Source organism: Thalassospira sp. CH_XMU1448-2, from assembly GCF_037027285.1.
In the GTDB taxonomy this organism is placed as follows: domain Bacteria; phylum Pseudomonadota; class Alphaproteobacteria; order Rhodospirillales; family Thalassospiraceae; genus Thalassospira; species Thalassospira profundimaris_C.
This window is the reverse complement of the sequence record NZ_JAYMEA010000002.1, coordinates 604051-630180: the sequence shown is the minus strand read 5'-3', so window position 1 is coordinate 630180 and position 26130 is coordinate 604051. Positions and strand designations below refer to the sequence as shown.

28 protein-coding genes and 1 riboswitch are annotated in these 26130 nt (G+C 51.4%); of the genes, 9 read left to right on the top strand and 19 right to left on the bottom strand.

What is annotated here, in order from left to right; genetic code table 11:
* Nucleotides 1-15: 15 nt before the first annotated feature.
* The 6 genes from WA318_RS10250 to WA318_RS10225 all read right to left on the bottom strand — a co-directional run bounded on the left by WA318_RS10250 (nucleotide 16) and on the right by WA318_RS10225 (nucleotide 5144).
* Nucleotides 16-1479, bottom strand: coding sequence for an MFS transporter (locus WA318_RS10250; RefSeq protein WP_336080805.1), 1464 nt, complete (start codon nucleotides 1477-1479; stop codon nucleotides 16-18).
* Nucleotides 1480-1549: 70 nt separating this feature from the next.
* A complete protein-coding gene (locus WA318_RS10245; protein ID WP_336080804.1) occupies nucleotides 1550-2266 on the bottom strand; it encodes an energy-coupling factor ABC transporter ATP-binding protein in 717 nt (238 codons plus the stop codon).
* Nucleotides 2250-3047 carry a cobalt ECF transporter T component CbiQ gene (gene cbiQ, locus WA318_RS10240; protein ID WP_336080803.1) on the bottom strand — a complete coding sequence of 266 codons (798 nt, stop codon included), beginning with the start codon at nucleotides 3045-3047 and terminating at the stop codon, nucleotides 2250-2252. The genes WA318_RS10245 and cbiQ overlap by 17 nt, the downstream gene beginning before the upstream one ends.
* Complete coding sequence (locus WA318_RS10235) at nucleotides 3044-3661, bottom strand: cobalt ABC transporter permease (protein WP_336080802.1); 618 nt, start codon at nucleotides 3659-3661, stop codon at nucleotides 3044-3046. The genes cbiQ and WA318_RS10235 overlap by 4 nt, the downstream gene beginning before the upstream one ends.
* Nucleotides 3654-4328 carry a cobalt transporter CbiM gene (gene cbiM / locus WA318_RS10230; RefSeq protein ID WP_336080801.1) on the bottom strand — a complete coding sequence of 225 codons (675 nt, stop codon included), beginning with the start codon at nucleotides 4326-4328 and terminating at the stop codon, nucleotides 3654-3656. The genes WA318_RS10235 and cbiM overlap by 8 nt, the downstream gene beginning before the upstream one ends.
* Nucleotides 4329-4346: 18 nt before the next feature.
* On the bottom strand, nucleotides 4347-5144 hold the full coding sequence (locus WA318_RS10225) for a DUF4198 domain-containing protein (protein ID WP_336080800.1): 798 nt from the start codon (nucleotides 5142-5144) through the stop codon (nucleotides 4347-4349).
* A 167-nt stretch (nucleotides 5145-5311) separates the two neighbouring features.
* A riboswitch (cobalamin riboswitch) is annotated at nucleotides 5312-5504 on the bottom strand.
* Nucleotides 5505-5655: 151 nt separating this feature from the next.
* Between WA318_RS10225 and WA318_RS10220 the strand changes: the two genes are divergently transcribed.
* On the top strand, nucleotides 5656-6198 hold the full coding sequence (locus tag WA318_RS10220; RefSeq protein ID WP_336080799.1) for a DUF924 family protein: 543 nt from the start codon (nucleotides 5656-5658) through the stop codon (nucleotides 6196-6198).
* A 67-nt stretch (nucleotides 6199-6265) separates the two neighbouring features.
* Here WA318_RS10220 and WA318_RS10215 read toward each other — a convergent pair whose 3' ends face one another.
* The gene (locus tag WA318_RS10215) at nucleotides 6266-7330 is read right to left on the bottom strand and encodes a glycosyl transferase family protein (protein WP_114097747.1); all 1065 of its coding nucleotides are present in this window, start codon (nucleotides 7328-7330) and stop codon (nucleotides 6266-6268) included.
* A 24-nt stretch (nucleotides 7331-7354) separates the two neighbouring features.
* Nucleotides 7355-8131: a peroxide stress protein YaaA gene (yaaA, locus tag WA318_RS10210; protein WP_336080798.1), complete on the bottom strand. Its 777-nt coding sequence runs from the start codon at nucleotides 8129-8131 to the stop codon at nucleotides 7355-7357.
* 194 nt (nucleotides 8132-8325) lie between these two features.
* On the opposite strand from yaaA, the gene WA318_RS10205 reads away from it, so the two are divergent.
* Complete coding sequence (locus WA318_RS10205; protein WP_114097745.1) at nucleotides 8326-8646, top strand: peptidylprolyl isomerase; 321 nt, start codon at nucleotides 8326-8328, stop codon at nucleotides 8644-8646.
* A gap of 64 nt (nucleotides 8647-8710) precedes the next feature.
* Here WA318_RS10205 and WA318_RS10200 read toward each other — a convergent pair whose 3' ends face one another.
* The 3 genes from WA318_RS10200 to WA318_RS10190 form a co-directional block, all read right to left on the bottom strand.
* Complete coding sequence (locus tag WA318_RS10200) at nucleotides 8711-9061, bottom strand: DUF1491 family protein (protein ID WP_114097744.1); 351 nt, start codon at nucleotides 9059-9061, stop codon at nucleotides 8711-8713.
* Nucleotides 9061-9855, bottom strand: coding sequence for a peptidoglycan DD-metalloendopeptidase family protein (locus tag WA318_RS10195; RefSeq protein WP_336080797.1), 795 nt, complete (start codon nucleotides 9853-9855; stop codon nucleotides 9061-9063). The genes WA318_RS10200 and WA318_RS10195 overlap by 1 nt, the downstream gene beginning before the upstream one ends.
* An 81-nt stretch (nucleotides 9856-9936) precedes the next feature.
* Nucleotides 9937-10422 (bottom strand): hypothetical protein, encoded by a 486-nt coding sequence (locus WA318_RS10190; RefSeq protein WP_114097804.1) that lies wholly within the window; start codon nucleotides 10420-10422, stop codon nucleotides 9937-9939.
* 200 nt (nucleotides 10423-10622) lie between these two features.
* Between WA318_RS10190 and WA318_RS10185 the strand changes: the two genes are divergently transcribed.
* Nucleotides 10623-11312: a DUF599 domain-containing protein gene (locus tag WA318_RS10185; protein ID WP_336080796.1), complete on the top strand. Its 690-nt coding sequence runs from the start codon at nucleotides 10623-10625 to the stop codon at nucleotides 11310-11312.
* A gap of 71 nt (nucleotides 11313-11383) precedes the next feature.
* On the opposite strand, the gene WA318_RS10180 is transcribed toward WA318_RS10185, so the two are convergent.
* The gene (locus tag WA318_RS10180; protein ID WP_336080795.1) at nucleotides 11384-12571 is read right to left on the bottom strand and encodes an MFS transporter; all 1188 of its coding nucleotides are present in this window, start codon (nucleotides 12569-12571) and stop codon (nucleotides 11384-11386) included.
* 390 nt (nucleotides 12572-12961) lie between these two features.
* Between WA318_RS10180 and thrS the strand changes: the two genes are divergently transcribed.
* Nucleotides 12962-14899 carry a threonine--tRNA ligase gene (gene thrS, locus WA318_RS10175; RefSeq protein ID WP_114097741.1) on the top strand — a complete coding sequence of 646 codons (1938 nt, stop codon included), beginning with the start codon at nucleotides 12962-12964 and terminating at the stop codon, nucleotides 14897-14899.
* A 71-nt stretch (nucleotides 14900-14970) separates the two neighbouring features.
* Here thrS and WA318_RS10170 read toward each other — a convergent pair whose 3' ends face one another.
* A complete protein-coding gene (locus tag WA318_RS10170) occupies nucleotides 14971-15705 on the bottom strand; it encodes a DUF4126 domain-containing protein (protein ID WP_336080794.1) in 735 nt (244 codons plus the stop codon).
* Nucleotides 15706-15817: 112 nt separating this feature from the next.
* Here WA318_RS10170 and WA318_RS10165 point away from each other — a divergent pair, with 112 nt between their 5' ends.
* The 3 genes from WA318_RS10165 to WA318_RS10155 all read left to right on the top strand — a co-directional run bounded on the left by WA318_RS10165 (nucleotide 15818) and on the right by WA318_RS10155 (nucleotide 18366).
* A complete protein-coding gene (locus WA318_RS10165; protein WP_258548665.1) occupies nucleotides 15818-16300 on the top strand; it encodes a tetratricopeptide repeat protein in 483 nt (160 codons plus the stop codon).
* Between the two features lie 195 nt (nucleotides 16301-16495).
* The gene (locus WA318_RS10160; RefSeq protein ID WP_336080793.1) at nucleotides 16496-16825 is read left to right on the top strand and encodes a hypothetical protein; all 330 of its coding nucleotides are present in this window, start codon (nucleotides 16496-16498) and stop codon (nucleotides 16823-16825) included.
* Between the two features lie 491 nt (nucleotides 16826-17316).
* A complete protein-coding gene (locus WA318_RS10155) occupies nucleotides 17317-18366 on the top strand; it encodes an SPOR domain-containing protein (protein WP_336080792.1) in 1050 nt (349 codons plus the stop codon).
* 17 nt (nucleotides 18367-18383) lie between these two features.
* Here the strand turns inward: WA318_RS10155 and WA318_RS10150 are convergent, their stop codons facing one another.
* Complete coding sequence (locus tag WA318_RS10150; RefSeq protein WP_181850191.1) at nucleotides 18384-18569, bottom strand: hypothetical protein; 186 nt, start codon at nucleotides 18567-18569, stop codon at nucleotides 18384-18386.
* Nucleotides 18570-18892: 323 nt separating this feature from the next.
* Between WA318_RS10150 and msrA the strand changes: the two genes are divergently transcribed.
* Nucleotides 18893-19537, top strand: coding sequence for a peptide-methionine (S)-S-oxide reductase MsrA (gene msrA / locus WA318_RS10145; protein ID WP_114097800.1), 645 nt, complete (start codon nucleotides 18893-18895; stop codon nucleotides 19535-19537).
* A 321-nt stretch (nucleotides 19538-19858) separates the two neighbouring features.
* Complete coding sequence (locus WA318_RS10140) at nucleotides 19859-21112, top strand: sensor domain-containing protein (RefSeq protein ID WP_336080791.1); 1254 nt, start codon at nucleotides 19859-19861, stop codon at nucleotides 21110-21112.
* Between the two features lie 28 nt (nucleotides 21113-21140).
* On the opposite strand, the gene WA318_RS10135 is transcribed toward WA318_RS10140, so the two are convergent.
* The 5 genes from WA318_RS10135 to moaB all read right to left on the bottom strand — a co-directional run bounded on the left by WA318_RS10135 (nucleotide 21141) and on the right by moaB (nucleotide 25871).
* Nucleotides 21141-21902, bottom strand: coding sequence for an IclR family transcriptional regulator (locus WA318_RS10135; protein ID WP_114097736.1), 762 nt, complete (start codon nucleotides 21900-21902; stop codon nucleotides 21141-21143).
* Between the two features lie 72 nt (nucleotides 21903-21974).
* Entirely contained in the window at nucleotides 21975-22727 is a 753-nt protein-coding gene (locus WA318_RS10130) for a hypothetical protein (RefSeq protein WP_258548663.1), read from the bottom strand.
* Nucleotides 22728-22992: 265 nt separating this feature from the next.
* A complete protein-coding gene (locus WA318_RS10125) occupies nucleotides 22993-24078 on the bottom strand; it encodes a methyl-accepting chemotaxis protein (RefSeq protein WP_336080790.1) in 1086 nt (361 codons plus the stop codon).
* 414 nt (nucleotides 24079-24492) lie between these two features.
* Nucleotides 24493-25263: a sulfite exporter TauE/SafE family protein gene (locus tag WA318_RS10120; protein WP_336080789.1), complete on the bottom strand. Its 771-nt coding sequence runs from the start codon at nucleotides 25261-25263 to the stop codon at nucleotides 24493-24495.
* Between the two features lie 77 nt (nucleotides 25264-25340).
* Nucleotides 25341-25871: a molybdenum cofactor biosynthesis protein B gene (gene moaB / locus WA318_RS10115; protein WP_336080788.1), complete on the bottom strand. Its 531-nt coding sequence runs from the start codon at nucleotides 25869-25871 to the stop codon at nucleotides 25341-25343.
* Between the last annotated feature and the right edge of the window lie 259 nt (nucleotides 25872-26130).

The following is a 26130-nucleotide window of genomic DNA, read 5'->3' as shown; positions in this document are numbered from 1 at the left end:
CGTCAATCAAAGCGCCTAGACCATTTCGCTACCATCAACCGGCCATCTTGTGTGGTGACTATCAATGACGAAGCGATGCTTGTGCTTCACCGGTGGATGATAGTGTCGATGACGATGTTTTTGTTTATCGCGACCATGGTCGCGGGAATGAACACCATGATGGTTCGGATTATTTTCCTGCATCACTTGCGCGTCGCCACCATGAATATGGCCATGATGCGGGTCGTCATGATCATGGGGATGCTCATGCCAGAATCCCGGATGGCTATGATCAATTTCCAGCGGGTCCTGTTTGGGCCACAACATGATCGCCGCCATCGCGCCAATCAGTGCCAGTCCACCTGATGCCATAAACGCAACCGAAAGATCAGCAAGGCTGCCAAGCCACCCCACAACCCCGTAGGCAATCAACCAGCCACCATGTGACAGCGCAAAATTTGCAGCGAAAAAAGCAGACCTGTCACCCGCTCCTGCTGATCGTTGAACCAATCGTCCGCCGGGTGTCTGTGCGAATGTGGTTCCAGCCCCTGCCAGCACCCACAATGCGGCAAATGCGATGGCAGTTTGTACCCCGTTCACAATCAACATCGCCCCGATCAGCATGACCAATGCTGCGGCAAATATCCCGAACATCATCAAGCGGCGTTCACCACATGCATCAATCATTTTCGGAATGATAAAAGCCGCAATCATTGACCCACCACCGGCACAGGCCAGAAAGACCGTGGTCAAAATCTCGGTCCCGCCAAGCACTGAACGGGTCAGAACGACTGTGTTGACAATGATCATCGCACCAACACAGGAAACAGCGAAATGTACGGCCAGAAGACCACGTAGTCGCGGTGTTTTCAAATAAGCCATCACACCAAAGCGGGTATTGGCATAAACACCGCCTTCACGATCAGTCGCAGCAGCACGAGGAATTGACGTTGAGACAATCAGAATGGCTGAAAGCACAAATGTAAGACTGTTTGCCATAAACAGGCTGCCAAACGACCAGACAAACAACAAAGCAGCTGCCAGTGCCGGGCTTATCAGGTTCTCCAGATCATAAGCCAACCGGGCATATGAAAGACCCTTGGTGTAGGTTCTCTCGTCTTCCACGATTTCTGGAATGATCGCCTGAAACACCGGCGTGAAAGCTGCTGACGCTGCATTCACGACAAAGACCAGAACAAAAACCTGCCATATCTGATCAACAAATGGCAGGCACAGAACAATCGTAGCACGCAGAATATCAAGCCCGACAAGCCAAGCCCGACGGGGCAGCAAATGCGCCATACCACCGGCAACGGGTGCAATCACCAGATACGCCACCATCTTCAGAACCAGAATTGAGCCAAGCACCCGCCCGGCATCCGCGCCGGCAAGGTCATAGGCCAACAGCGACAAGGCCACCGTCGTCAGACCGGTCCCGATCAGGGATGTAACCTGAGCAGAGAAGAGATGCCGAAAGGCAGCAATGGAGAACGGTGACATGGTGGGCGTTGTCCTTGGCTACATTTCAGATGGTGGGTCAAATCCGATTACAGGGCTTTGAAAACATAGCTTATACTGACTCTGCCTGTTGCCGGGCACGTTCGGACGCCGTGCATTTCTTGGGTGGAAGCTGTTTGGCTTCGGACATTTTTCCTGCCCGTAGCTCCAGGGTGCGGGTTGCCAGTTTCCTGCGAAAATGCGGATCATGAGACACAAGGATCATCGCTTGGGGCAGCTCAAGCAGGATTTCTTCAAGCCGTTGCAGGTTTTCTTCATCAAGCGCATTTGTCGGCTCATCAAGAAGAAGAACATCAGGTTTCATTGCAAGCACCGCAGCAACAGAAACCAGCCGTTTTTCACCACCCGAGAGTTCGTGCGTGATGCGTTCACGCAAATGTTTGAGATGAAGCTGATCCAGAACATCGTCGACGATCGCCAATGCTTCTTCCCTGCTTGCACCGAGATTAAGCGGGCCGAAGGCAATATCTTCGACAACCGTTGGGCAAAACAGTTGATCATCCGGGTCCTGAACGATGAAGCCAACCCGGCAACGAAGATCATGAAAATCTGCATCAGAAACGCGTTTTTGTCCGAATGCGCTGATTTCTCCACCAAGCGGCTTGATCAACCCGACAAGGATACGCAGCAAGGTACTTTTCCCGGCCCCGTTGGGCCCGGTGATAAACAGACGTTCATTTGCAGAAAGTGACAGGCTGACACGATCAAGAACACTATGTCCTGCCCGGTATCCATAGGAAATATCGTTTAGTTCAATAAGCAAGGACATAAATACGATCCATCAGGATAAGGGCTGCGATCATAACGAAAAAGGTTGCACCAAGGATGGCATCACGCCTGCGAAACACCAGCTGATCAATCATCGGGAAATGTCCGCTAAACCCCCGGCATTTCATAGCCTCAAGCACACGTTCTGCCCGCTCAAGCGACCGAACAAGTAACATACCGAACAGGTAACCGAATGATCGATAGGTATGGAACGTGTTTCGTGCCTTGAACCCGCGCAGCTTCATCGCCATCCGCAGACGGTGATACTCGTCATGCAGTACCGAAATGTAACGCACCGTGAACATCATCAGATGCACCAGTGCCGCCGGGCACCTTAACCGGTACAAGGTATGCCCCAAGGTTACAGGCGTCAGCCCCGAAAGCAGGCTAAGCATCATAAGAACAACCGCGTTTGCCCGGATCCCGATCAGGACAGCATGTAAAAGGCCTTCCTTACTGGCGTCCGCACCCAGCATCGAAAATATCGGTGTTCCAAGTGTAGTAAACGGCAACATGACCAACATGACAATAATGAAGCCGTCCATTGCCGCCATACGCTTCAAGGTGAGTCGAAGTGGCAGATCGGTCAGCAACATTGTGGCAATGGCGATGACAAAGGCACCAATGGCGAATTCGATCTGTTGCAAGGACACCACCATCACAGCAAACAGACAAGCCGCCACAACACGCACGCGTGGATCAAACGATCCAACAAAGGATGGTGGTTTAACCCCGCCTCCTTGCGCGCTTAACGGCTGGTCATGCCCGAATAAATGACTCATGGCTTTGACGCTTCGGCTTTCAACCGTCTGGCAGCAATGTAATATGCGATCCCGAAGAACCCGAATATATAGCCAATACCCCCAAGAACCGACTGGAGATCATTCTTCTCCTTATAGGCGGTAATTTCGCGCCGAAGGGGCCGAAGTTCATCACGAACAATGGCGGCTATGGCTTCTTCCTGTTCTCGGCTTATCGCGACATTCCCGGAACGGCTTGAACCATCCGGGCCAGCTTGTTTTATGCTGGTTTTTTCATTTGCTCGCGATTGCGCTTCGCCCGTCAGCCCTGCCTGGTCGGACAAATCAGAAATGGCAAAGCCTGCCTCGGCGATGTGCCCGGCGCCCAGATCCGCCCGAAAGACCAGATCGACCTTCTCACTTGGCGTATAGATAAAAAATCCGTCCCCATCGGTCATGATCTGATCAATCTTGTTCCCCTGATTGTCAAACACCTCAACCACCGTATCGGCAGCCATATCTCCGTTGGAAAACCCGATTTCCCCTTCGACATTCGAACCACTTGGAAAGACAGACGCGATCACCTTATGCGCCTGAGCCCCATGCGCGCCGAACACAACCCCGGCTATAATGATCCCTGTGGCCAGCTTAGCCATTGTTGGCCTCATTTGCCTGTTCAGCAAGGATGATCGAGCTTTGCACCGCATATTCATTGGCCTGATCACCCGCCATCAGCAAGGCCGGTTTGACTTTCATGATCAGATACACGGCAGCGGCAGAAACAAAGCCTTCAACAGCCATGATCGGAATATGGGCAAAGAACACGAGTTTTGCGGCCGGAATGAACGAATCCCCGCTCAGCGTCAGGGAAATCGCCACAAACAACGTTGTCAACGAGATAGAAAGTGCCCCGGCAATGCCGCCCCAAACAGCAGCAGCCGTCGGGTTGCTGCGCGCAACGACACCACGGAACATGAATCCGGCAATCACAGCCGGGAAGGCAATATTGACCGTATTGACCCCAAGAACCGTAAGACCGCCAAATCCGAAGAAAATCGCCTGTAACAACAGCCCGACAAAAAGTGCGGGAAATGCCGTCCAACCAAGAACAAGACCGGCAAGGCCGCTCATGATCAGATGAACACTTGAGGGGCCCACCGGGACGTGAATAAGCGAGGCCACAAAAAACGTTGCCGACAGCACACCGGTTGCCGGAATTTTATCGATCGGCAGCTTGCGCAACCCAAGACCAAGCCCGGCAACCGCAAGAACCCCGCCCCCAATCAGAACTTCAGGAGCCAGTGCCCCGTCCACAATATGCATCTGTTTTTGTCCCCACGCCTATTTCACATCATAGGCACGAACCCACAGGACTGCATCCTGAGAAAGCTCTTTACCGTCGAATTCTTTATCAGGGCCACTGCCAAGTGCCGCAAACCCCCAAAACCCGGCTTTGGGAATACCGAAGGTGAAATAGCCGTTTTCATCAGTAAGCGCCACAATAGCCCCACCGGGCATTGGTTTTGCAGTTGGCTCCTTCGGTCGGCCATTTGCCATATCCGGTTCGGCAGCCATGTATTCAACTTCCACCTCGACACCGGAAACCGGCTGCCCGTCACTCAGAACACGACCACTAAAAGTCGACCCGGCGACGATGTTGGTCGGTCTGTTTAGCGGCAAAATTTCCGTTTTCAGCCCTTGTGCTTCCATCCAGTCCGTCGGAATTTCATTCCGGTTCACATAGGATTTTGTAATCTGCTGGATATAGATATCTTCGCTTTGTTCGTAATATGGCGCAGGCACAACCACCATGACGTAATCGCCACTGCGTTTGAGTGTCAGCGTGCCATCAAATGCCGCCGCCGAGTTCTCAGACCCGGTAAACGTCGTCGGAGAAAGCGTTGATTCCAAATCGATCTTTTCACCACGATGAATGACGAAGAACTCAATCGGATTGGCCATATCCATGACATGTCCGTTTTCAAACGGATGCCAGAAGATCAGCTTTACCGGAACATCACCAGCAACGACCTGATTGACTTCCGGAGTATATACCAACTGGAAATGGGCCTGTGCGGCCAATGGCATCAATATAAAACAGGCGCTTGCAACAGCGCACCTGCCAACGGTCTTAAACATATAATCGTCTCTTCCACGAACGATGCATACCGGGCAACTGCCCGACACGCAGTGTTAGGATAAAGAACGATAGGATGGCTGGAAGCAAGATACCGGTTAAACAAGACCGCATTTTCCCTGCAACCTGACGCTCACCCCGGCGTCCAACAGTTCAGCACCAGACAAGCCGTGTCTGGCAGTCAAAGGCAGGTCTCCTGGCTCACGGTTTTAAAAGCATTACGCCTTCCCGGTTCTCACCAGTGGCATGTGTAATGCTCGGACCGCTTACAGTTGCGGGGGCAGCCGTGGCATTGTCGTAACGCACCACGTTCCCTTTTAAGCCAATCCCGAAGGATCAGCACCCAAGACACAGGCATAATCCATGTCGGGATCATAACTGTCAACTCTTTGCCAAACCATTGGCCCACTATCTTTCGGATAGCATAACTTGACCGGTTGTTTGCCGCTGGCAAAAATTGCTTAACACACCGTATAACCATACGAAATGCATTCTGTTTAAGGGCTAAACGACATGAAACCTGAAACTGTTCTGGACTTCTGGTTCAAGGAACTTGATCAAAAACAGTGGTTTATCAAGGATACCTCACTTGACGCCCACATTTCCGAACGGTTTTCGGACTTCCACACTGCGGCGCATGCAGGTGAACTCTATTCCTGGCGCGCGACTGCAAATGGCCGTCTGGCTGAGATCATTGTTCTTGACCAGTTTTCGCGAAACATGTTCCGCGACCAGCCGCAATCTTTTGCATCGGATACCGTGGCCCTGATACTGGCACAGGAAGCCGTGGCAAATGGAACGGACAAGAAACTGTCCAACGCGCAAGAGCGTGCATTTCTTTACATGCCCTATATGCATTCGGAATCTGAACTGATCCACGAAATCGCACTGGAACTGTTTGCCCAACCGGGTCTTGAGCATAACTACGAGTTCGAGATCAAACACAAAAGGATCATTGACCGTTTTGGCCGTTACCCGCATCGCAACGAGATTCTCGGGCGTGTATCCACCCCCGAAGAGCTGGCATTCCTCAAAGAACCGAATTCTTCGTTCTAAAATGCAAAAAGGGACGGCAACCCGTCCCTTTTCTTTTGATCAGATGTGATGAGCTAGCAGTCAGCTATTAGCCGACATTGCGATCGCGTTTGTCCCACCATTCCTGAACCAACCTTTCGGCTTCGTCGATATAATCTGCCTTGCCTGCCAGGAATGCCGCCATTGCAGCACTCCCTTTGATCCGTGCTTCGGCACCAGAATCTTCGACATCTCCGCGCCAGACTGAAAGGAAATGTTTCAGGGTTACCGGACTTTGCTCGTCGAGCTCTTTTTCCGTTTTGGACAGCATCGCAGGCCATCTGACGTCGCAAAGCTCACCGTTATCTAGCATGCGCAGGTCGACATGCTTGAAAGGCGTACGTTCTGCCTCACCGCCACCGCCCTTGATCACGCCGATCCGTGGAAGTTCAAGCAACTTCCCGGTTTCACGATGCACATCAAGAAAGGCCGGATGAAATACACCTAGGAAAGCCGCACGCGCCTGTAACGGATTAAGCAACCGCAGTAATGTATTGACCGGGCTTCGCAAACCCAGCAACGACCGCAAGCCGATCAGTTCCTGCAATTTCGGGTGCATGTGCCGCAATGGCAGATATGCGAACCCTTGGGCAGCAATATCTGATCTTGCTTCTTCTGCGGACATCGCGATTGGCAGTTTCAAGGCCTTGATCGCAGCTTCGGTGCCAACACCATTGACCAGATGGGAATTATATCCATGCATCAGGACCGGCACACCATTCTGCGACAACAAATGTGCCGAAAGTACAAACCAGGGCAAGCCGCGTGTACGCCCCGCCGCATAAGACGGCCAATCGAGCATCGGTCGCCCTTCTGCACCAGCGTCCTGACCATCATCCGGGTCAAGTCGGGCGGCCTTGCGAACAGCTTCGATCATGCCCGCAAGTTCATCGGGCGTTTCTGCCCGATAGCGCAGCATCAATAAGAAAGCCCCCAGTTGAATGGGTTCAACCTCGTCGCGCAGGATCATGGAGAAAGCGTCAAAAGCTTCCTCACGGGTCAGACTGCGTGAACGGCCCGGCCCCCGAAAGAATGTTCTCAAATACCCGGAAAACGGATGTGCCTCGGGCAGATGATTGTCATCCTCGAGCTGTTCAAGATGCTCGTCGGTCATTAGTTATCACCGAAATAGTTTGTGTTATTGGTCATGAACGCGGGTAAAGACCCACTCCGTCTCACTCGACAGGTCATCCTGATAGCAATAGCCATCAAGCTTGAACTTCTTCAAATCCTGCGGATTTTCCAGTCGATTGTCGATCATGTATCGTGCCATCATGCCACGGGCGCGCTTTGCTGAGAAGCCAACAACCTTGGCTGCCCCGCCTTTGACTTCTTTGAATACCGGCGTAATTACCGGGCCTTCAAGCAGTTTGGTCTTTACTGACTTGAAGTATTCGCTCGAGGCCAGATTGATCAGGCTGCGATCCTTATGGCCCTGTGTAAGCTTGTTGATTTCAGTGGCGATCTTGTCACCCCAAAAAGCATAAAGGTCTTTGCCACGCGGGTTTGACAGTCGTGTGCCCATCTCAAGACGATATGGCTGCATCAGATCGCGTGGTTTGAGCAACCCGTATAATCCCGACAACATGCGAAAATGACTTTCCGCCCAGTCTATGTCGTCTGCTTTCATGGTGTCGGCATCAAGTCCGACATAGGTATCGCCACGAAAAGCATAGATTGCCGGTTTGGCATTGGTGCGATCAAAAGGCCGTGAAAAATGCTGGAAGCGCTGGTAATTCAGATCAGCAAGGTTTTCACTGATCCCCATCAGCTTCATCAAATCGCTGCGGCTTTTTTTCCGCGCAACTTCAATCAGTTCTTCAGTGTCGTCCAGAAATGCGGGTTGTGAAACAGCCATTTCAGGCACGTCTGTTTCAAAATCCAGCTTCTTGGCCGGGGACACAACAGCAAGCATCAATCTGCCTCTTCTCTTTCATCTCGGATCAATTTGTCGTAACAAGCCACAAGGCATGGACAATGTCTAGGGCCCAAGCCCATGTACAGGAGTATACGACTGTACATGTATTTGGACCCTTGGCGTTTTCCATAAACTTCCAATCTTGCAGAAAATCCGCCAGGTGCAAGCCTTGGCGGAAGAAAGGACCAGTTATGAGTGAACAAGTTCGCGCGTCGCACATTCTCCTGATGTATGCCGGTTCGGCACGTTCGAGTGCAACCCGCACCAAAGAAGAAGCATTGAACGAAATCAATGCTCTTAAGGATCAGATCGCAAACGGTTCCGATTTTGCAGAACTGGCAAAAGCCAACTCTGATTGCCCGTCCGGCCAGCAGGGCGGCGATCTCGGTTTCTTCGGCCGCGGCATGATGGTTCCGGAATTCGATGCTGCTGCATTCAGCATGGAAGTCGGCGCGACCTCTGATGTGGTTGAGACCGATTTCGGTTACCACCTTCTGCAGCGCACCGCCTGATTGCAAAGTTCGTTGCTGCGATGATCAAAGGCTGGCACCTATGTGTCAGCCTTTTTGTTTGGCACTAGAATTCGACAACAGGCGCATCAAGCTCGTACTGTCCCTTGTGGTCTTCGATCTCCAGCACCCAGACATCCCGGTCGAATTCAACCTGTTTGCGACAATATGTATCACAGTTGAATTCTGTTTCGCGTCCGCCCTCTGCCCCCCCGGCCACCATCATCCAGCCAAGCTCACCGTCAAGGGTTGTGACGCGTGAATAGACAAAACAGCCAGCATCAAACCGGTTTAACTTCAACAAGACCGCCCCTGCTTCTTCATTTCCTTTATGAGCAACCATGGCTGTGATCAGATTTGCCTGACAAATTGCAATCTGTCCGCGCACCCAAAGGCCTGCCTTTAAGCGAGGCTGCATCAAACACCTTCCCGTGTGGCGACAACATTTTCCGACATTTGCAATATCAGATTCGGATCCGGGCAAATGCTTGCCCAGATATCCCACTCGGACGGCTTTGCTGCCCCGAAATAATCCCCTTCACGTCCGAGCATGTCAAAAATCACCTGAAAATGCAGATGAGGAATCCAGTCCCCATTGATGGGAAAATCTCCGAACCGGCACAAAATCTCACCCGCAGAAAACTCCTTGCCCTTGTAAAGACCATCAAGTGAGTCCCGGCTCAGATGCCCATAAAGCGTATAGAACATCACACCGTCTTCAGGTTGATGCTGCAAGATGATCGTCGGGCCATAATCAAGATGAAGATTATTATCAGCAAAGCTGTGTACGACACCATCGAGCGGCGCAAAAACCGGCGTGCTGGCAGGCGCAAACAGATCAATGCCCAGATGCTGGCTACGGGCCTCCCCATCATTTTTGAACTGATCGGATTGATAGCATATGCGATCTTCGCGGTAGCGACCGACACCGACAGGCGCGTTTGCCTTGGCAAGCTGCTGCCACATGATTTCAGTTTGTCGTGCAGGATCGCTGGTTCCGCCAATCACCACATCCCCAGTGGCCGAGAAATCATAAACGATCTTCGCGCACGTCTTAAGGTCCCATTCCAGTACTGGGCTAAACGTATCAGCGTTTTCAACCAACCATTGCCGCAACATTTCCGCATTGGGAACAGGTTCCTGTCCTGCAGCAAGGCGATCCTGATAGTTCTGAAAACGTTTGGCGGCACGAATTGGCATACAGGCGGTCACGGTGGCAGCTCCGAAACGAAAAAAGGCAGGGAACAAAGCCCTGCCTTTTGCCTACATGATAAATTGCCTGATCGGCAAGTCTTACCAGTTGGTGACTTCGTACTCGCAAGATACGTCATCATCGTCCGTATCCGTCAGCGCGACCGTAAGACGGCGCATCTGCGGGTTGAAACGCTTGATAAAGTTCAGGAGAAGCAGAGTTTCTTCGGAAAGTTCGCCCGCGTCTTCGTCATCATCGTCAAGTTCGCACAGCTCGACCAGTTCAAGGAACAGCGCACCCAGTGCACGTTTGACGTCTTCACCGCCTTTTAGGCCTCCGGTAAGTTCGCCCAACGGCTCAAGGTCAATTTCCAGCTTGCGCAGGTTCTTGCTCATCTGGTCGATAGCGTCTTCATCAAGAACCATCTCGGCCGCGATCATATGCGTGCCGACTTCGTTGATGTTCATGAAGCCTACAAATTCGAACAGATCGTCTTTGGTACGACCGTCTTCCAGCAGCTTTTCGGTGTGCGCTTCGAATTCCTCGAAGTCGATATCTTCGCCAAGATCGTTCTCAAGATCGCTCATGTCGGTCTCCAATGAAAATTTGCGCTGCTGATACTCTGGATTGCGGTAAAACTCAACCCGCACTGGCAACATGATGATCAGCTATGCAGGTTCCACATTTCGACGATATAGGCGCTTGCAAAGAAGATTGCGAAGAATAACGCAATGTCAGTAGGATATAAAACAGTTCCAAACTGCTTTGTTATGTCGTCAGTTTACGTATGGACCAAATGATGCCGGCTTTTACCGTTATTGATATCGTTGCAATTTGTTGGGCAATGTCCTGGTGGGTCGGCTATACAATTTTTGCTGATGCAGGACCGCGACGTCGCAACTCTATTTCGGCTCATATGGCGCGCAATCGCCATCGCTGGATGGAACAGATGCTTAAACGCAATCTGAGAATGGTCGACACCTCTATTGCGGGCAACCTGATTACCGGCATCAGTTTCTTTTCCTCGACCACCATTCTGGTATTGATCGGCCTTGTTGCGCTTCTTGGCTATACCGATAAGGCCATTGAAACCGTCTCCGCCCTGCCCTTTGCGGTCGAAACGACGGCCGGGGTCTGGGAATGCAAGGTGGTTTTGCTGGTCATCATCTTCATCTATGCATTCTTTAAATTCACCTGGGCATTTCGCCTGTCGAACTATTGCTCGATCCTGATTGGTGCCGCACCTGACCCTTGTGAACCTGATGCGGCACGTGCTGCGGCGCGTGCCTCGCGGATGAGCATGATGTCAGCACATAACTTCAATCGCGGTATCAGGGCCTATTTCTTTGCGCTGTCAGCCCTTGCATGGTTTTACCATCCAATCGCGTTTATCGTTTGTGCCACCTGGGTGACGCTGGTTCTCTACAATCGGGAATTCAGATCGCACGCCCTTGATATCCTGAGCGGTCATCACTGACTTCCCAGCGACACATACAAAAAGGGCCGCATTATGCGGCCCTTGGTTTTATATTCTGCAGCCCCAATCCCCTAAGCCGTCTGGGCTTTCCGACGAATTGCGTACCCAGCCACAATCAACAGAACCAGACCAACGGGCAAAGCTGCACTGTAAAGCAGCGTCACCCAACCAGAGTCGGCGTAAATCGACCCGGCCGACAGGGATGCAATCGCCACGGTGCCAAATACGGCAAACTCGTTGATCGCCTGAACGCGCGCCTGTTCGGAAGAACGATAATTTTCCGTCAGGAATGTTGTTGCACCAACAAACATAAAGTTCCAGGCAATCCCAAGAAGCACAAGCGATACCCAGAAATTCCCGATCAGGTCCTGCCCGGACAATCCGACTGCCAGACAGACAAAGTTCAACAACGCGCCAACCTGAATGATCTTCAGGGCCCCGAACCGCTTGATCAGATTACCGGTGAAGAAGCCCGGCGCATACATCCCGACAACGTGCCACTGAATGATAAAGGCCGCATCGCCGAATGCATAATCGCAATCAAGGATCGCAAGTGGTGTGGCTGTCATCACAAAACTCATGACAGCATAGCCAAGTGCCCCGGCAATGATGGCAACGATCACAGCAGGCTGGCCCAGAACGACCTTAAGCGGACGCGCCGCTTCTGCATGCTTGTGACCACGCATATCGGGTAGACGCAACTGTCCGATCGCAATCACCAACAGCACCTGTAACCCGATCAGGGCAACGAATGTGCCAAGAAACGGAACCGTCTCAAACCAGTTACGTGCAAAACTCGCAAGATTTGGCCCGATAAAGGCCGAAGCCAATCCGCCCAGCATCGTGTAGGAAATAGCGCGCGCACGAAATTCCGGCGGGGCTGCTTCAGCTGCTGCAAAGCGGTACTGCATGGCGATGGCATTTCCCGCACCGATGCAGGCACAGGCTACACATAGCAGCCAGAAGTTACTGTAATAAACAGCCCCCATCCCTGAAAGCGCGCCCATCATGGCGATCCCCGAGCCCATCCAGAATCCGAACTTTCGCCCGAACTTTGCCATGACCATGGCTGAGGGTGCAGTCATCGCCATCATGGCAATCATCATGAAGGCAACCGGGAGGGTGGAAAGCGATTTATCGGTTGCCAATGAATAACCAATGACAGCGGCAACCGTGAAAATCAGCGACATCGCACTGGCAGACAGTGCGACACACAAACTCAGAAACATAATGTTCCGGCGAACTTCCGGACTGGACATTTTGGGGCTCCCTTACGAGGCGTTGGTGGCGCCTTTATTTTGATCTTCCAAGATAGAACAGGTTCACCTTCACGACTGCAAGCCAGATATTGGCTTTTGTCATGTGCTTGTGTCTTGCTCTGAATGTTTCACCTGTTATATTGGCTCATCACTTGACGGGATAGTATCAATGCACGGCTTTGCCGACAAAAACTTGATCACCAATGCAATCACTGCGCGCCTTGATGGCTGCACAGTGCTTTGTGCCGTCCCGAAAATCGCTTTTTTCAAAGAGCGAACTTGACCTCATCCTGAAATTCCTTTTCTTGTGCATTTACCCCGCGTAAACATGCGGGTTCTATATGTGCATTATTGAATCATGCCCGCAGATAAAGCAGAGTTGAGCCAACCATGATTGCCCTGACCCTTCCCGATGGCGCCGTTCGCGAATTTGACGGCCCGGTATCGGGTTTTGATGTCGCAAAAAGCATCAGTTCTTCGCTGGCAAAGAAATCCTTTGCCATCATCGTCAACGGTGAAGTACGCGACCTTTCGCGCGAGATTGACACTGACGCGACTATCGAAATCGTGACCAAGGGCCATGCAGAGGTTCTGCCGCTGATCCGCCACGATTGCGCCCATGTGATGGCCGAAGCTGTTCAGGAACTTTATCCTGACACGCAGGTCACCATTGGCCCGTCCATTGAAAACGGTTTTTATTACGACTTTGCACGCAGCACGCCGTTCACGCCCGACGATCTGGTCAAGATCGAAAAGCAGATGCACAAGATCATCGAACGGAACGAGCCGATTGTTCGTGAAGTCTGGGATCGCAACGAAGCGATCAAATTCTTCCTTGATAAGGGCGAGAAATACAAAGCCGAGATCATCCGTGACCTGCCGGAAACCGAAACCATTACCTGCTATCGTCAGGGCGATTTCATTGATCTTTGCCGTGGCCCGCATGCACCGTCCACGGGCAAGATTGGCAAGGCCTTCAAACTGATGAAGGTTGCCGGTGCCTATTGGCGTGGCAATTCGGACAACGAGATGCTGCAGCGTATCTATGGCACCTGCTGGGAAAGCAAGGAAGACCTTGATGCGTACCTGCACATGCTTGAAGAGGCAGAGAAACGCGACCATCGTCGTCTTGGCCGCGAAATGGACCTCTTCCACATGCAGGAAGAAGCGCAAGGGTCTGTCTTCTGGCATGACAAGGGACTGAAGCTGTATCGCAAGGTCGAAAACTATATCCGTGATCGTCTTGATAACGCCGGATATCAGGAAGTTCGTACCCCGCAGCTCGTTGATCGTGTGCTTTGGGAAAAATCCGGTCACTGGGAAAAGTTCCGCGAGAACATGTTCACCACGACCCCGGATGAAGATGATCCCGAAAAGGTTCTGGCGCTCAAGCCGATGAACTGCCCGTGTCATGTGCAGATTTTCCGTCTGGGCAGCAAATCCTATCGTGATCTGCCGCTCCGCATGGCGGAATTTGGTTGCTGTCATCGTAATGAACCGTCCGGCGGTCTGCACGGCATCATGCGTGTCCGTCAGTTCATTCAGGATGATGCTCATATCTTCTGCACCGAAGACCAGATCGTCTCGGAAACCAAGATTTTCTGTGACCTTCTGAAGTCGGTTTACAAGGATTTCGGTTTTACCGACATTCTCGTCAAATTCTCCGACCGCCCGGAAGTACGCGCCGGTTCGGACGAGATTTGGGACAAGGCAGAAGCGGCCCTTCGCGAAGCCGCCGAAGAAGCCGGTCTTGCACTGGAAATCAATCCGGGTGAAGGCGCGTTCTACGGGCCGAAACTTGAGTTCGTTCTGCGCGATGCAATTGGTCGTGACTGGCAGTGCGGCACGCTGCAGGCCGATTTTGTTCTGCCGGAACGTCTTGATGCGTCCTATATGGGCGAAGATGGCGAGAAACACCGTCCGGTCATGTTGCACCGTGCAATTCTCGGTTCGCTCGAACGCTTCATCGGTATTCTGATCGAAAACTATGCCGGTCGCCTGCCCTTGTGGCTGTCTCCGGTTCATGCGGTCATCTGCTCAATCACCAATGAGGCCGACGATTACGCCCATGAGGTCAAGGCAGCTCTTGAAGCCAAAGGTCTCAGCGTCGAGCTTGACCTTCGTAACGAGAAGATCAACTACAAGGTCCGGGAACACAGCCATGCCAAGGTTCCGATGATCCTTGCCCTTGGCAAACGCGAAGCCGAAGAAAAAACCGCTTCGGTTCGCCGTATCGGTTTCCAGCATCAGAAAACCTTTGGCATCAACGAACTTGCCGAGGCAATGGCTGCTGAAATCCGTGATCGCGTGATCGAAGCTGAGTTCTGATCAACTGCTTAAAACAATAAAAAAGCCCGCAGGCAATTGCTTGCGGGCTTTTTTGTTTGGTCATACAGAGATCAGCGCGGCGGTAACTTAGGATCCCCTTTGGGAAGTTGTACCTTATCCGTCGTACCGGAAAGCGTTATCTTTCCAAACTGACCGCGATCAGGCCCCGCATGTTGCGCCCTTGCTTGCCCGTATGCCGCTGCGGGATGGCGGGCATTTCCAAAAACTTCGGCAATGAAACGCCAGATTTTTGGTACCAGCCAGATCAGCAGCAATATGAACAACGCAAACAAGACGAAGAAGATCACGGGGTGGAAAACGACCGTGTAAAGGGCGCCAAAGACGGCAACATCTTCGGTGACAGAGGCGATGCTGTTGGTAACCGGTTCAGGCGATGTGTTAATCGCGGCCCTGCTACCTGCCTTGGTGAAGTGACTGCCAGCGGCAATGGTCCCGCCAACAAGCAAACTGATCGCGGTTTGCGCTTCGTCCCCCAGTCCGGCATCAATACCGCTCATGGCTCCTGCCGCCAGCAAAGCACCGGCTGGAATCCGGATGAAGGTATGGACCGCGTCCCAAACACTATCAACGACCGGAATTTTGTCCGCGACGAACTCGATCAGATACAGGAACATTGCAAGGGCAAGTACCCACCAGCTTGCAAGAATTTGCAAATCTGGCGGCAGATCGATGAACCCGAAATTGTTCATCATGCCCAGAACAACCACCGTTCCGTAAAGATTGACCCCGCTGGCCCATGCACCGCCCATGCTCAGCGCAAGTGTTTCAATGATTCCCAACGGCACGCCCTTTCTTTGACATATTCTTCACCAACAAGTGATTACGAGAAGCTTACAGTTGTGATAAATCAAAAATTCGAAGCGTCCCAACGCACATGTAGATGCCACAAGATGATCAATGAAAGGTATGACGATGAACCGCAAGGGTAAAACCCCTAAAATGATCTCGGCTTGTGCGATGTTTGTATTGCTGGCCGGTTCGATGACCTCCACCAGTGCACTTGCAATGGGCAACTCCAACACCTGGAGCTCGGACGGGACGGATTTGTCTGCTGTTACGGAGCTTGTCGACACCGGTATGTATGACATGGCCATCGACAAGATCGAAGCGATGCTCAAAGACGATCAGGACAATGCGGACTTGTTCAATTACCTTGCTTACAGCCAGCGTAAAACCGGCGATTTTGAAAGCGCTTCGCAGAATTACGAACGTGCCTTGATGATTGATCCTGAACATGTCGGGGCACTCGAATATCAGGGTGAATTGTTCCTGCAGACCGGAAAACCTGAAATGGCGCGCGAAAATCTTGCGCGTCTGGAACAGGTTTGCGGCACAGATTGCAAAGAGTACAAAGAACTTTCCGGGAAAATCGGGAGTTAGATAACGACTGCCAGGCCCATAATCTTCCACACAATAAAAAATATCGGCCCTATTCGTTAGAATATCTTTTTATTTTGGCTCCAAAACGTCATATGTCGCAGGAAGACGGGCGTTTTGGAGAGTGGAAGAGATATGTCAGACGCGATAATGCGCAAAAGCTACACTGTTGTATGTATCCGGTCGACGGGTCAACAAATGGACCTTGAAACGGTCGCCGATTACAACGCAGCAATGAATTCAGCCAAAGAAGCACTGGCGAATAGAAACAATACCGAAGTTCGTATTGTCGAAAGCAAATATGATCAGGCTACCCGCAAAGACAAAAAACAGGTCATCAAAATCCTGACCGCTGAAACAGGTGGCGGAAGTGCCGGTGCAAGTCGAAATGGCCGAAAAGGTAAAGCGAACGCCGGTATGAACAGGGAAACAGCAAACAAGGCTAGCAAAAGCGTAATCAATATCGTCATTGCAATTACCGTTTTGGTTTTGTTGGCCGGCATCATGATCCCGCTGATCACACGTTGATCAAAACGGGATTTTTACCTCACTGCTTTTGCCTTGATAGCTTCACCAAACCTCATATCCATCTGATTTTTCAGCCTGCTTGACAGCAACGATGGCGCTTGTAACAGTTGCGGCAAGCCCTGCTGCTGGCTATAACTGACGCTGATAATATAATCATCAGGTGAAGCGTGAAAATCAGAGCTGTGACAACCAACAAGAATGCCCGTCTGAGACGGGGCTGGTTTACAGCCGCAGCACTTTTGCCACTACTAACTGCCTGCAGCACAGATGATCTTTCAGGCTTGTGGTTCGGTGCTGGCAGCAACGAACAATCACTTGGCGCACAGCAACCTGCGAACATGGATCAAAAAGCCAGCGTCGAGTTCAACCGCGCTGCATGCGGTCTTTTCTTTGGTCCGGCAACCAAAACGGATCAACCGCAATCAACGGCAGCTGAAATCCCGCTTGACCGAACGCCGCAAGAAAACCTGATACAGGCCATCTCATTTGACATGGATGGTGACTATACAAACGCCAGAAAACTTTACGTATGGCTGACGGCGTCCCCCCCGGAAAACAAAGTCAATCTGGATTGCGGTCAGGGTATCAAGCTTTCGGGGAATATCAGCTCCCTCGCCCAACGCCGATTGAAGACCCTTGATGAGAGCGCGCCGCAATTTGCGCGATCTCACGAAATCGACGCCGTTGTTGCGGCCGCAACGGTTGCACCGGGCCCGGAACTTCCTGATCCGCCAAAGGTCGAGCGCGACCGTCGATTTTATGAAACCGGTGGAGTGACTGTTGCGGCCCCGGAAGACAGCACCAAGCCGATTGAACGTATGAACATGGAAGTCAGCGCAAACACGGCCCAGCTGACAAAGGTCGAACCACGCATTTCGTCTGCATCTGCGCCAGCACCGCAAACCGTCGCTGTAGCTTCGCCATCAAGCACCATGTTAGCTACCTCAACAGCAGCAACGCCGCAAATGGTGCCTGTCCCTGTTTCCAAACCGGCTGAAACCGATGCCGCATTAGAGATGGTATCTGTGCCGGTACCAATAGTCGATGCTCCAACCATTGCAGGAACAGCAGAAAGTGTTGAACATGACGGCGCGGTCGTTGCAACCAACTCTCGACCGATTGAGCAAGGTCAGCTTGAAGTGGTTGACCGCGAGCCATCCAGTACCATGATCGAATTGCCGATGGCTTCACAGTCGGAAGCCAAACAGGTTGCCAATCAGAATACAGCATCTTCCGCGCCCAGAATTGTACCAACAGCCAAAGCAGCGCCCGTTATAACAAACGGCCCCTACTATGCAGTACAATTGGCAGCATATCGATCACGTGGGCGGGCTGAGGACGCCTGGTCGAAATTCCAGTCATCTTCTAGAGGTGTTCTGAGTAATGCCGAACATGAAGTCGTCACCATTGCAATTGAGGGGCAGGGACTCTTCTTCAGGCTCCTGACCGGAAAATATTCCACGCAGGCGGACGCAATATCGGCCTGCGGACAATTAAAGTCAGTTGATCTCGATTGCTTGATACGTCGTGTAACACCTTGATTTAAAATTATAGTTTATCAGGACTTAACGCTCTTTTGCCCGATATCTCTTGCGGTCGCTTTACGGTTCAGGCGGGCCAGAACATCCGGGCGGGTTTTGTACCCGTGACGACGTAAAAATCCGGGCATCCGGCCCAGAAGATATTCCACTTTTTCATTGTGCCGATAGTAACGCCAGCGCACATGCTGGATCAGACGTCGCATCCGTTTTGACCCGGCGGCCAACATCGGCAGCCCCACAGCAATAAAAACCATACCGAAAAATGGCGGCGGTAACGGCAAAAACACCAAGCCGATGATCAAACAGATGGCCCCTGCCAGCATCAGCCCCATTGATTTCAAATGCCGTATTCTGCGCACAACAATCCCTTGTGATCACGAGACCAATCAACTGCCGTCTCATTATCCGATGGCACCGGTGTGGCACCAAAAGAATGTTCAAAGACATTTTATCGTCAGGGGAATTGCTATTGTGGCGTGCTGGGTTACATTGCACAGAGAATATGAAATTTCATCAGGTAAAAGACATGCTTTCCGCTCTTAAAACCGACAAGGCACAGATGCCGACAGCCGACACCGCATTACCCGGACGTGACGATGCGATTGCCGTTGCGGATCGAAATGTTGTGACCGGTAATCCGATGGTTGGCCCCTTCCCCGATAATATGGAAGTTGCCGTGTTTGGCATGGGATGCTTCTGGGGGGCTGAACGCCTGTTCTGGAAAGCAAACGGCGTCTGGAGCACTGCGGTCGGCTATGCAGGTGGTTACACTCACAACCCGACATATCGCGAAGTTTGCAGTGGAATGACCGGCCACGCCGAAGTCGTTCTGGTTGTTTTTGATCCGGCTGTCATTTCCTATCAACAGCTGTTGAAACTGTTTTGGGAAAACCATGACCCAACCCAGGGCATGCGACAGGGTAACGATATCGGAACTCAATACCGTTCGGTTATCTATGTAGGCAACGCAGAACAGAAAGCCGCGGCAACAGAATCACGCGAAAACTATCATGCCGCGCTTACCACGGCTGGCCAAGGTGACATCACCACGGATATCGCAGATGTCCCGACCTTCTACTATGCAGAAGACTTCCATCAGCAATACCTTCATAAGAACCCGGACGGATATTGCGGGCTTGGTGGCACGGGTATTTCCTGTCCCGGCATGTAATGATGATATTTAGCGGTTGTTCGACAACGCTCGGTTTGAGATCTAACTGATACAAATCAGTTACTTGTCATATCTTGTTATAGGTATATTCTTTGTCCGGAATGACAAGCGCAGGTTATACCAACAGATATGCCGGGCCCGTTTTTGAATGACCGCTATTTCATAGCACTGCACATATCCTGGTGGCTGCTCGGGATATGGTTTTGCGGTGGCCTTGAGGTTGCCGTTTCTTTGATGGATGAAAGTATCCCGCTTCCTCAGCTTTCGACGTCAATAATCTTCTTCTTATCAATTGCGGCGGTCCTGGCAGTTCTACACCTGATGGTGCGCCGAAATGCCAGCGCACGTGAACGCTTCTTTGCCCGACTGCCCGGAGTGGTTTTTCGTATAGATGAAACCGGCAAGGTCGAGTTCGCATCTGAACATGGTCTTGACTGGGCGGGCGTATCGACTTCTGACAGTTTGCCAAAACAGGTCTTTGATCCTGAAACCTTGCAGAATCTCCGCCGCGAAGCCATTGAAGCCAAGGGCACGATTCAGACACGTGAAGACACTGTCAAAACCAACCTGGGCGAACAACGATGGGTTCGCATCCAGATGCGGGCTCTGCCTCCGTTCACCGATGACTGCCAGATTGACTGCATACTGTGGGATATTACGGAGCTTGTGCAGGAGCGCAATCGACGTCGCGAAAGCGAGGAACGCTTGCAAATCCTTGAAACGCTAAGCAATGAAGCCCTGTTCTTGCACGATGGTGGCAAGTGCGTTGATACAAACAACGCTGCCGAACGCATGTTTGGCTATACACGCAATGAACTTCTTGATCTCAGCGCATCCGATATTATTTCCAGCGAAACCCTGCCACTTGTCATGGCCAATATCAGATCAGGTTATGACAAACCGTACGAAGCCGTCGCAAAATGCAAGGACGGCACGATGTTTCCATGTGAAATCAATGGTCGGAATGTGATGGTTCAGGACAAGACACTGCGCCTCACCAGCTTCACCAATATTTCGGATCGCAAGTTTGCTGAAGAACAAATCCGTTTTCAAGCCAGTCACGACGCATTGACCTCATTGCCGAACCGCTATCTGTTCATGGACCGTCTGGGCTTCGCGATAAAACTTTCCCAGCGTCGGCGTGAATGTTTTGCATTGATGTTCATTGATATCGACGCGTTCAAGGAACTCAATGATACCGGTGGCCATTCAACAGGTGACAAGGTTCTTGGCGAAATTGCATCTCGCCTGACCGGCACGCTTCGAAATGTTGATACGGTGGCACGCATTGGCGGCGATGAATTCACGATTATTCTGCCTGGAAGCGAAACTCCGGAAGACGCAGAAAAGGTCGCCCGAAAACTGCAAAACGCACTTTCAGGCACCCCGATTGATCTTGGCAATGATCGTCCGCCTTACCACGTTTCCGCATCTATCGGGATTGCTCTTTATCCCGATCATGGTGAAACCGTTGACGAGCTTCTGGTTTCTGCTGACGACGCCATGTATGCCGCAAAAAGAAGCGGAAGGAACAACTTCCGCTTTGCGACAAACAACAGATCAAGAACACGCTGAGCAACCGTCAGTCCGACCGCGATGACGATTATACAGGCATACCGCCATATTCACGGCTGAGATCAGCACAAACACGGCGGACTTTCAGGCCCAGCAATTCGATATGATCGTTCGGAATGCGTGCCGCTGGCCCAGAAAGTGAAAGTGCGGCAATCGGGCTTCCCGTTTCGTCACGTACCACACCTGCAACGCAACGCAGGCCAACAGCATGCTCTTCGTCGTCAAGGGCATAGCCACGTTGACGTGACCGTTCCAGATCCTTTTCAAGGGCACTGACTGATACGAGTGTCCGCTCTGTGATCTTAGGCAAGCCATGCTTGGTAACCACGGATTTCAGTTCTGCTTCTGGCAAAAACGCCAAAAGAGCCTTGCCAACGCCGGAACAATGCATAAGCGCACGGCGACCGGGGGTTACGAGCGCACGCATCATTTTGCGGCATTCGACCTGAGACAAGAAAATCACCTCGCCACCATCTGCAACGGCAAGGTTCACCGTTTCACCGCTATCTTCCATCAACGCACGCATATAGGGGCGTGCAATCTGGCTAAGATTGCGGTTTTTGGTAAAGGCATTGCCAACACTGAAGGCCTGCACACCGACAAACCAAAGGGTTCGTTCACCATCGAACGAAACATATCGTTCGTGCTGCATCGTGGTCAGCAATCTGTGGGCCGTCGATGGGGGTAACTTAACCTGTTGGGCAATTTCGGTCAGAGTCATGCCATCATCGCTTTCTGCAAGCGCATTGAGGATGCTTAATGCCCTGACCAGTGATTGAACCTGCTGCATGCAGATACGTCTCCCTGAACTGGCCCGTTCAAACGGACCGCTAATTCACTATTGTTGGTGAATATTATGGGATCATTCTACTGTGCGCACGGACTTTTGCCTCATCCAAACGAAAGTGGAATAAGCGACAAGATAGACCGTCGCGACAGCAAATGACACCAGCGTTCCAAAATTCAGTCCAAGCACAGGGTAACTGAGCGATACAGCAAGCGTATATATCCACAATGCCCCCATCCCGCGCGGGAAGTTCCGAACCAGCGTATGGACTGGTGCCGCGCCATAACTGAAATGCAAGATAATCATTGTCGGATACAGGGCAACCGGAAAGCCTGACAGCAATCCTGACCAGCGCGGACCGATCAAGGCAGCAAGACCACTGATAACCAGGACAATCAGCGATGCCAGACCGGCCCGAAAGACGATCACCCGTTTGGTAATGCGCACCCGGTTCAGAATTTTGACATTCTCGATCTTACGAAACAGAACGAGGGCTGCAAATATTGCAAATAACAAAATGATCGCGGCCTGTGTCAGGCTCATTGAGGTCAGCTGAAACAGCCATGACACAATAAAGTAAACCACGAATGCCGCCAGTGAACTCAGCAAAATCTGCAAGATAACCGGCAAAGACACCAATCGGCGCGACGCATGAAAATATCCGTAAAGGAATGCCAGGGTCGCGATCAGGCCTGGCATGGCATAGACAGCACTTTCACTGGCAAATGCGATGCCCTGTTCTACTGCAATGAAATACAGCAAAATTGCTGTTCCAAGTGGATAGCCCGACAGAATACCCGCCGCACGGGGACCTGCGCGTTCAGCCAAAAAAGACAGTCCAAGAACCATCCCAACTGAAACACCCAGCTTTGCCAAAATCAGTTCCACGTTCGGGCACCTCGCGCACAAGTCATTTAATGACATTTTATCAACAAATTGATTTTATCGCTATATGGTTTGACGCCAAGGGGCAAGCCCGAACCACTTTACAATGGTCCAGAATAAAAGAAGGCGACCATCTGAATGATGACCGCCTTGTTATGAATTCTATTGTCCGGCCTTAACTAGTCACCAGACATCCCTGTCCTGGAGATCAGCCCGCCATCTTATGTTGTTGGACCAGATCTTCTGCGCGCCGGACACTTGCATATGCAGCAGAAGCTGATTTGGATGCCGGTTTCTGGACGATCACCCCTCGCCACCCCAAACCGGCATAGGTTTCGTAACCCGGCGTCAGGGCATGAGCCACAATCGTCTGGTCCTCGATCAGGTAAGCCCCCTTCTCTTCCTTACCGTGCCGAAGCGCCATATATTCTCCGAGACGCATTGTCGGGTCAGAGGACGCGATGATCTTGCAGTCGCGGTCGACAATCATGATTGTTGTCCTCTCGCGTTCCTCGTCGGGAAGATTGATCGAGTTAACAACAGATTCCGCCTGCTCTTCCCAATCAAAGAAGATACCCATCGCGCCGACGATCTGCCCGTCTTCTTCACCGCCTGCACGTACGGCAGTTGCATAGGTGGCAACAGACTTTCCACCAAGCGCATCAATGTTTTCGATATCTGCAACGGCATATTCACCACCATTCTGTGTTGCCATTGCCTGACGGAACCAGGCCTTGTCACTGACATCAGTGCCAATAGCGTTGTAGCGATCAGGGCGTCCGTTGGCGATAACGCGTCCGTTTTTATCGGCCACCCAAAGATCAAGATAAACCGTGTAGGAATCCAGAATGACACCAAGCCGCTTGCAGGCGAACTTGCGGGCTGCCTCATCGGCCGCATGATCGCAGCCCTGAACAACCGCACTATCGGTTGCCCACCAACGCACATCGCAACTGCGCTCATAGAGGTTACGGTCAATCAATTCGATGACATATAGTGCAAGATCAGACAGCCGTGATCCCCGAACAATCTGTGCTGTCCTGCGAAGCTCCGCTGCTTCTTGGACAAACAGTTCCTGGAGTTCGTTGGCGATGGAGGTAATTTTCTGGGATATAACATTGACTTCATTGGCAACGACGGCGAACCCGCGCCCGGCGTCACCTGCGCGAGAAGCTTCGATCAAGGCATTCATCGCGAGCATCTTGGCAGTCTTGGTCACATTCTGAATTTCGTTAACTTTGGCAGTCGTTAATTCCGACATGTTTGTTGCGGCGTTCAGAATTCTCTCTGGCATGTGGCTTCCCCTTGTTTTTTTGGTTCGCCATAAGCCTGTCGCCGGGATCATGATCAATCATCAGTTTTATCTAAACCACATAAGATTTCACGTTATATAAAAACACTTTATTTTCATGACATTAGCCGAAAGTTCCGAAACTTTAAAAGTTTTGTGACAATCCGGAACAAATCGCCTACGTAAAACCCCTGAATACAAAAATATAGGTTCTATTAAACCAAAACCGTTCATTCTCAGATAAATGCATAAATGCCGGTACCTTGTTTCAAGGCAGCCTGGACATATATGCCCCGACAAGACGCCGCATAAAATTCGATTCGTGCTGCCTGCCAGAGTATGTTTCGGGATTGAATTCTCAAAAGAGGCACTTCGCTTCGCAGGAAATTTCAATCCATGGTCTTACCCGCGCTGTCGTCATCCTGCGGTAAACAGTGAAACAGCATCCCAAAGCAGCTTTACCCCTGTCATAAACAGCAGAGTATAGCAGACGCGATAGAACAAGATGACATTGACCTTGTCATGCGCCCAGAGGCCCAGCCAAGTTCCAAAAATCGCAATCGGGACAAGAACGGCAGACGTCCCGAGATTGGCTCCGCTGAATTGACCGAGAAACCAGTAAGGGATCAGTTTGACGTAATTAACGACGATGAAAAACATCACAGTCGTCCCGACAAAAACTGATTTATCCATACGCTGCGGCAACAAGAATACCGAGACCGGCGGCCCCCCGGCATGGGCTACAAAGCTGGTAAAACCTGCCAAACTTCCAAGTATCGTTCCCTTTCCCCAGGTTGGCGATTTTGGTGTAGCTCCGGCTTTTTTGCCGCGCAGCCAGTGATCAAGGGTAAAAATGATAGCAATCATCGCGATGATAAGCTTCACCGCTGCGACACTCAGGTAGCTGAATGTCAGTACCCCGACAAGAATCCCTACTAGTGCGGCAGGAACGAGAATGAGCATGTTTCGTCGGTCCCATCGGGTCCGATAGGCCCAAACATTTGCAACATCCATCAGGCACAGGATGGGAAGCATGATGGCCGCGGCCGCCTGAGGCGATACCGCAAGCGCCATCAAGGGAACAGCAATCACGCCAAGTCCGCCACCAAATCCGCTTTTGGAAACGCCGGCAATCAAGACTGCCGGGATTGCGACAGCGTAAAAGAACGGATCTGTGATGAAATCCATGATGCTTTCCTGCAATGAACCGGGAATCAGCTGTCGCTGGTCGAAAAGGAACCAACCAGGTTCCGCCACTTCATGCTTCAGCGTTCAAGCAAGCGTGGCATAAGTTCCACGAAGTTACAGGGGCGATGGCGAATATCAAGCTGATAGGTCAGAATTTCATCCCAGGCATCTTTACATGCGCCCGTCGATCCGGGCAGCGCAAACAGATAAGTCCCCTTACAGACCCCAGCCGTTGCACGCGACTGAACGGTTGACGTCCCGATTTTGGGAAACGAAATCCACCGAAACAGCTCGCCAAATCCGGGGATTTCCTTTTCGTAAAGAGCCCGATGGGCTTCTACAGTAACATCACGTCCTGTCACCCCTGTTCCGCCTGTTGAGATAATCACATCAATCTCGGGATTTTCGCACCAAGCCAGCAACTGGCGCTGCAGAATCGTCTGATCATCTCGCAGGATCAATCGTTCGTGGACGCGGTGGCCATTGGCTTCTATTCGGCTAACAAGTAAGTCACCCGAGGTATCATTTGCTGCTGTGCGCGTATCACTTACTGTCAAAACAGCGATATTGATTGATACAAATGCCTTGCTTTCATCAATCCCGGCCAAGATGAGTCTCCAGCTTTTTTTGCGATCAAAGCAAACTAGTACGCTGCCTTGAACGTGCAAGCATTTTCATCTGAAGATACTCCGAAGGCACAGAGAGCGAATCACGATAAAATAAAAATGCACCCATTTTTGTCATTTTATTAGCAAAACCAGTCCATATCGATCCGGGTTGAAAAGATTTTTACAAGCATCTTAAATCTTATATTTTTACACTATAACAATATATTGACAGAGATTCTTGATGCGACTTGAGAAACTT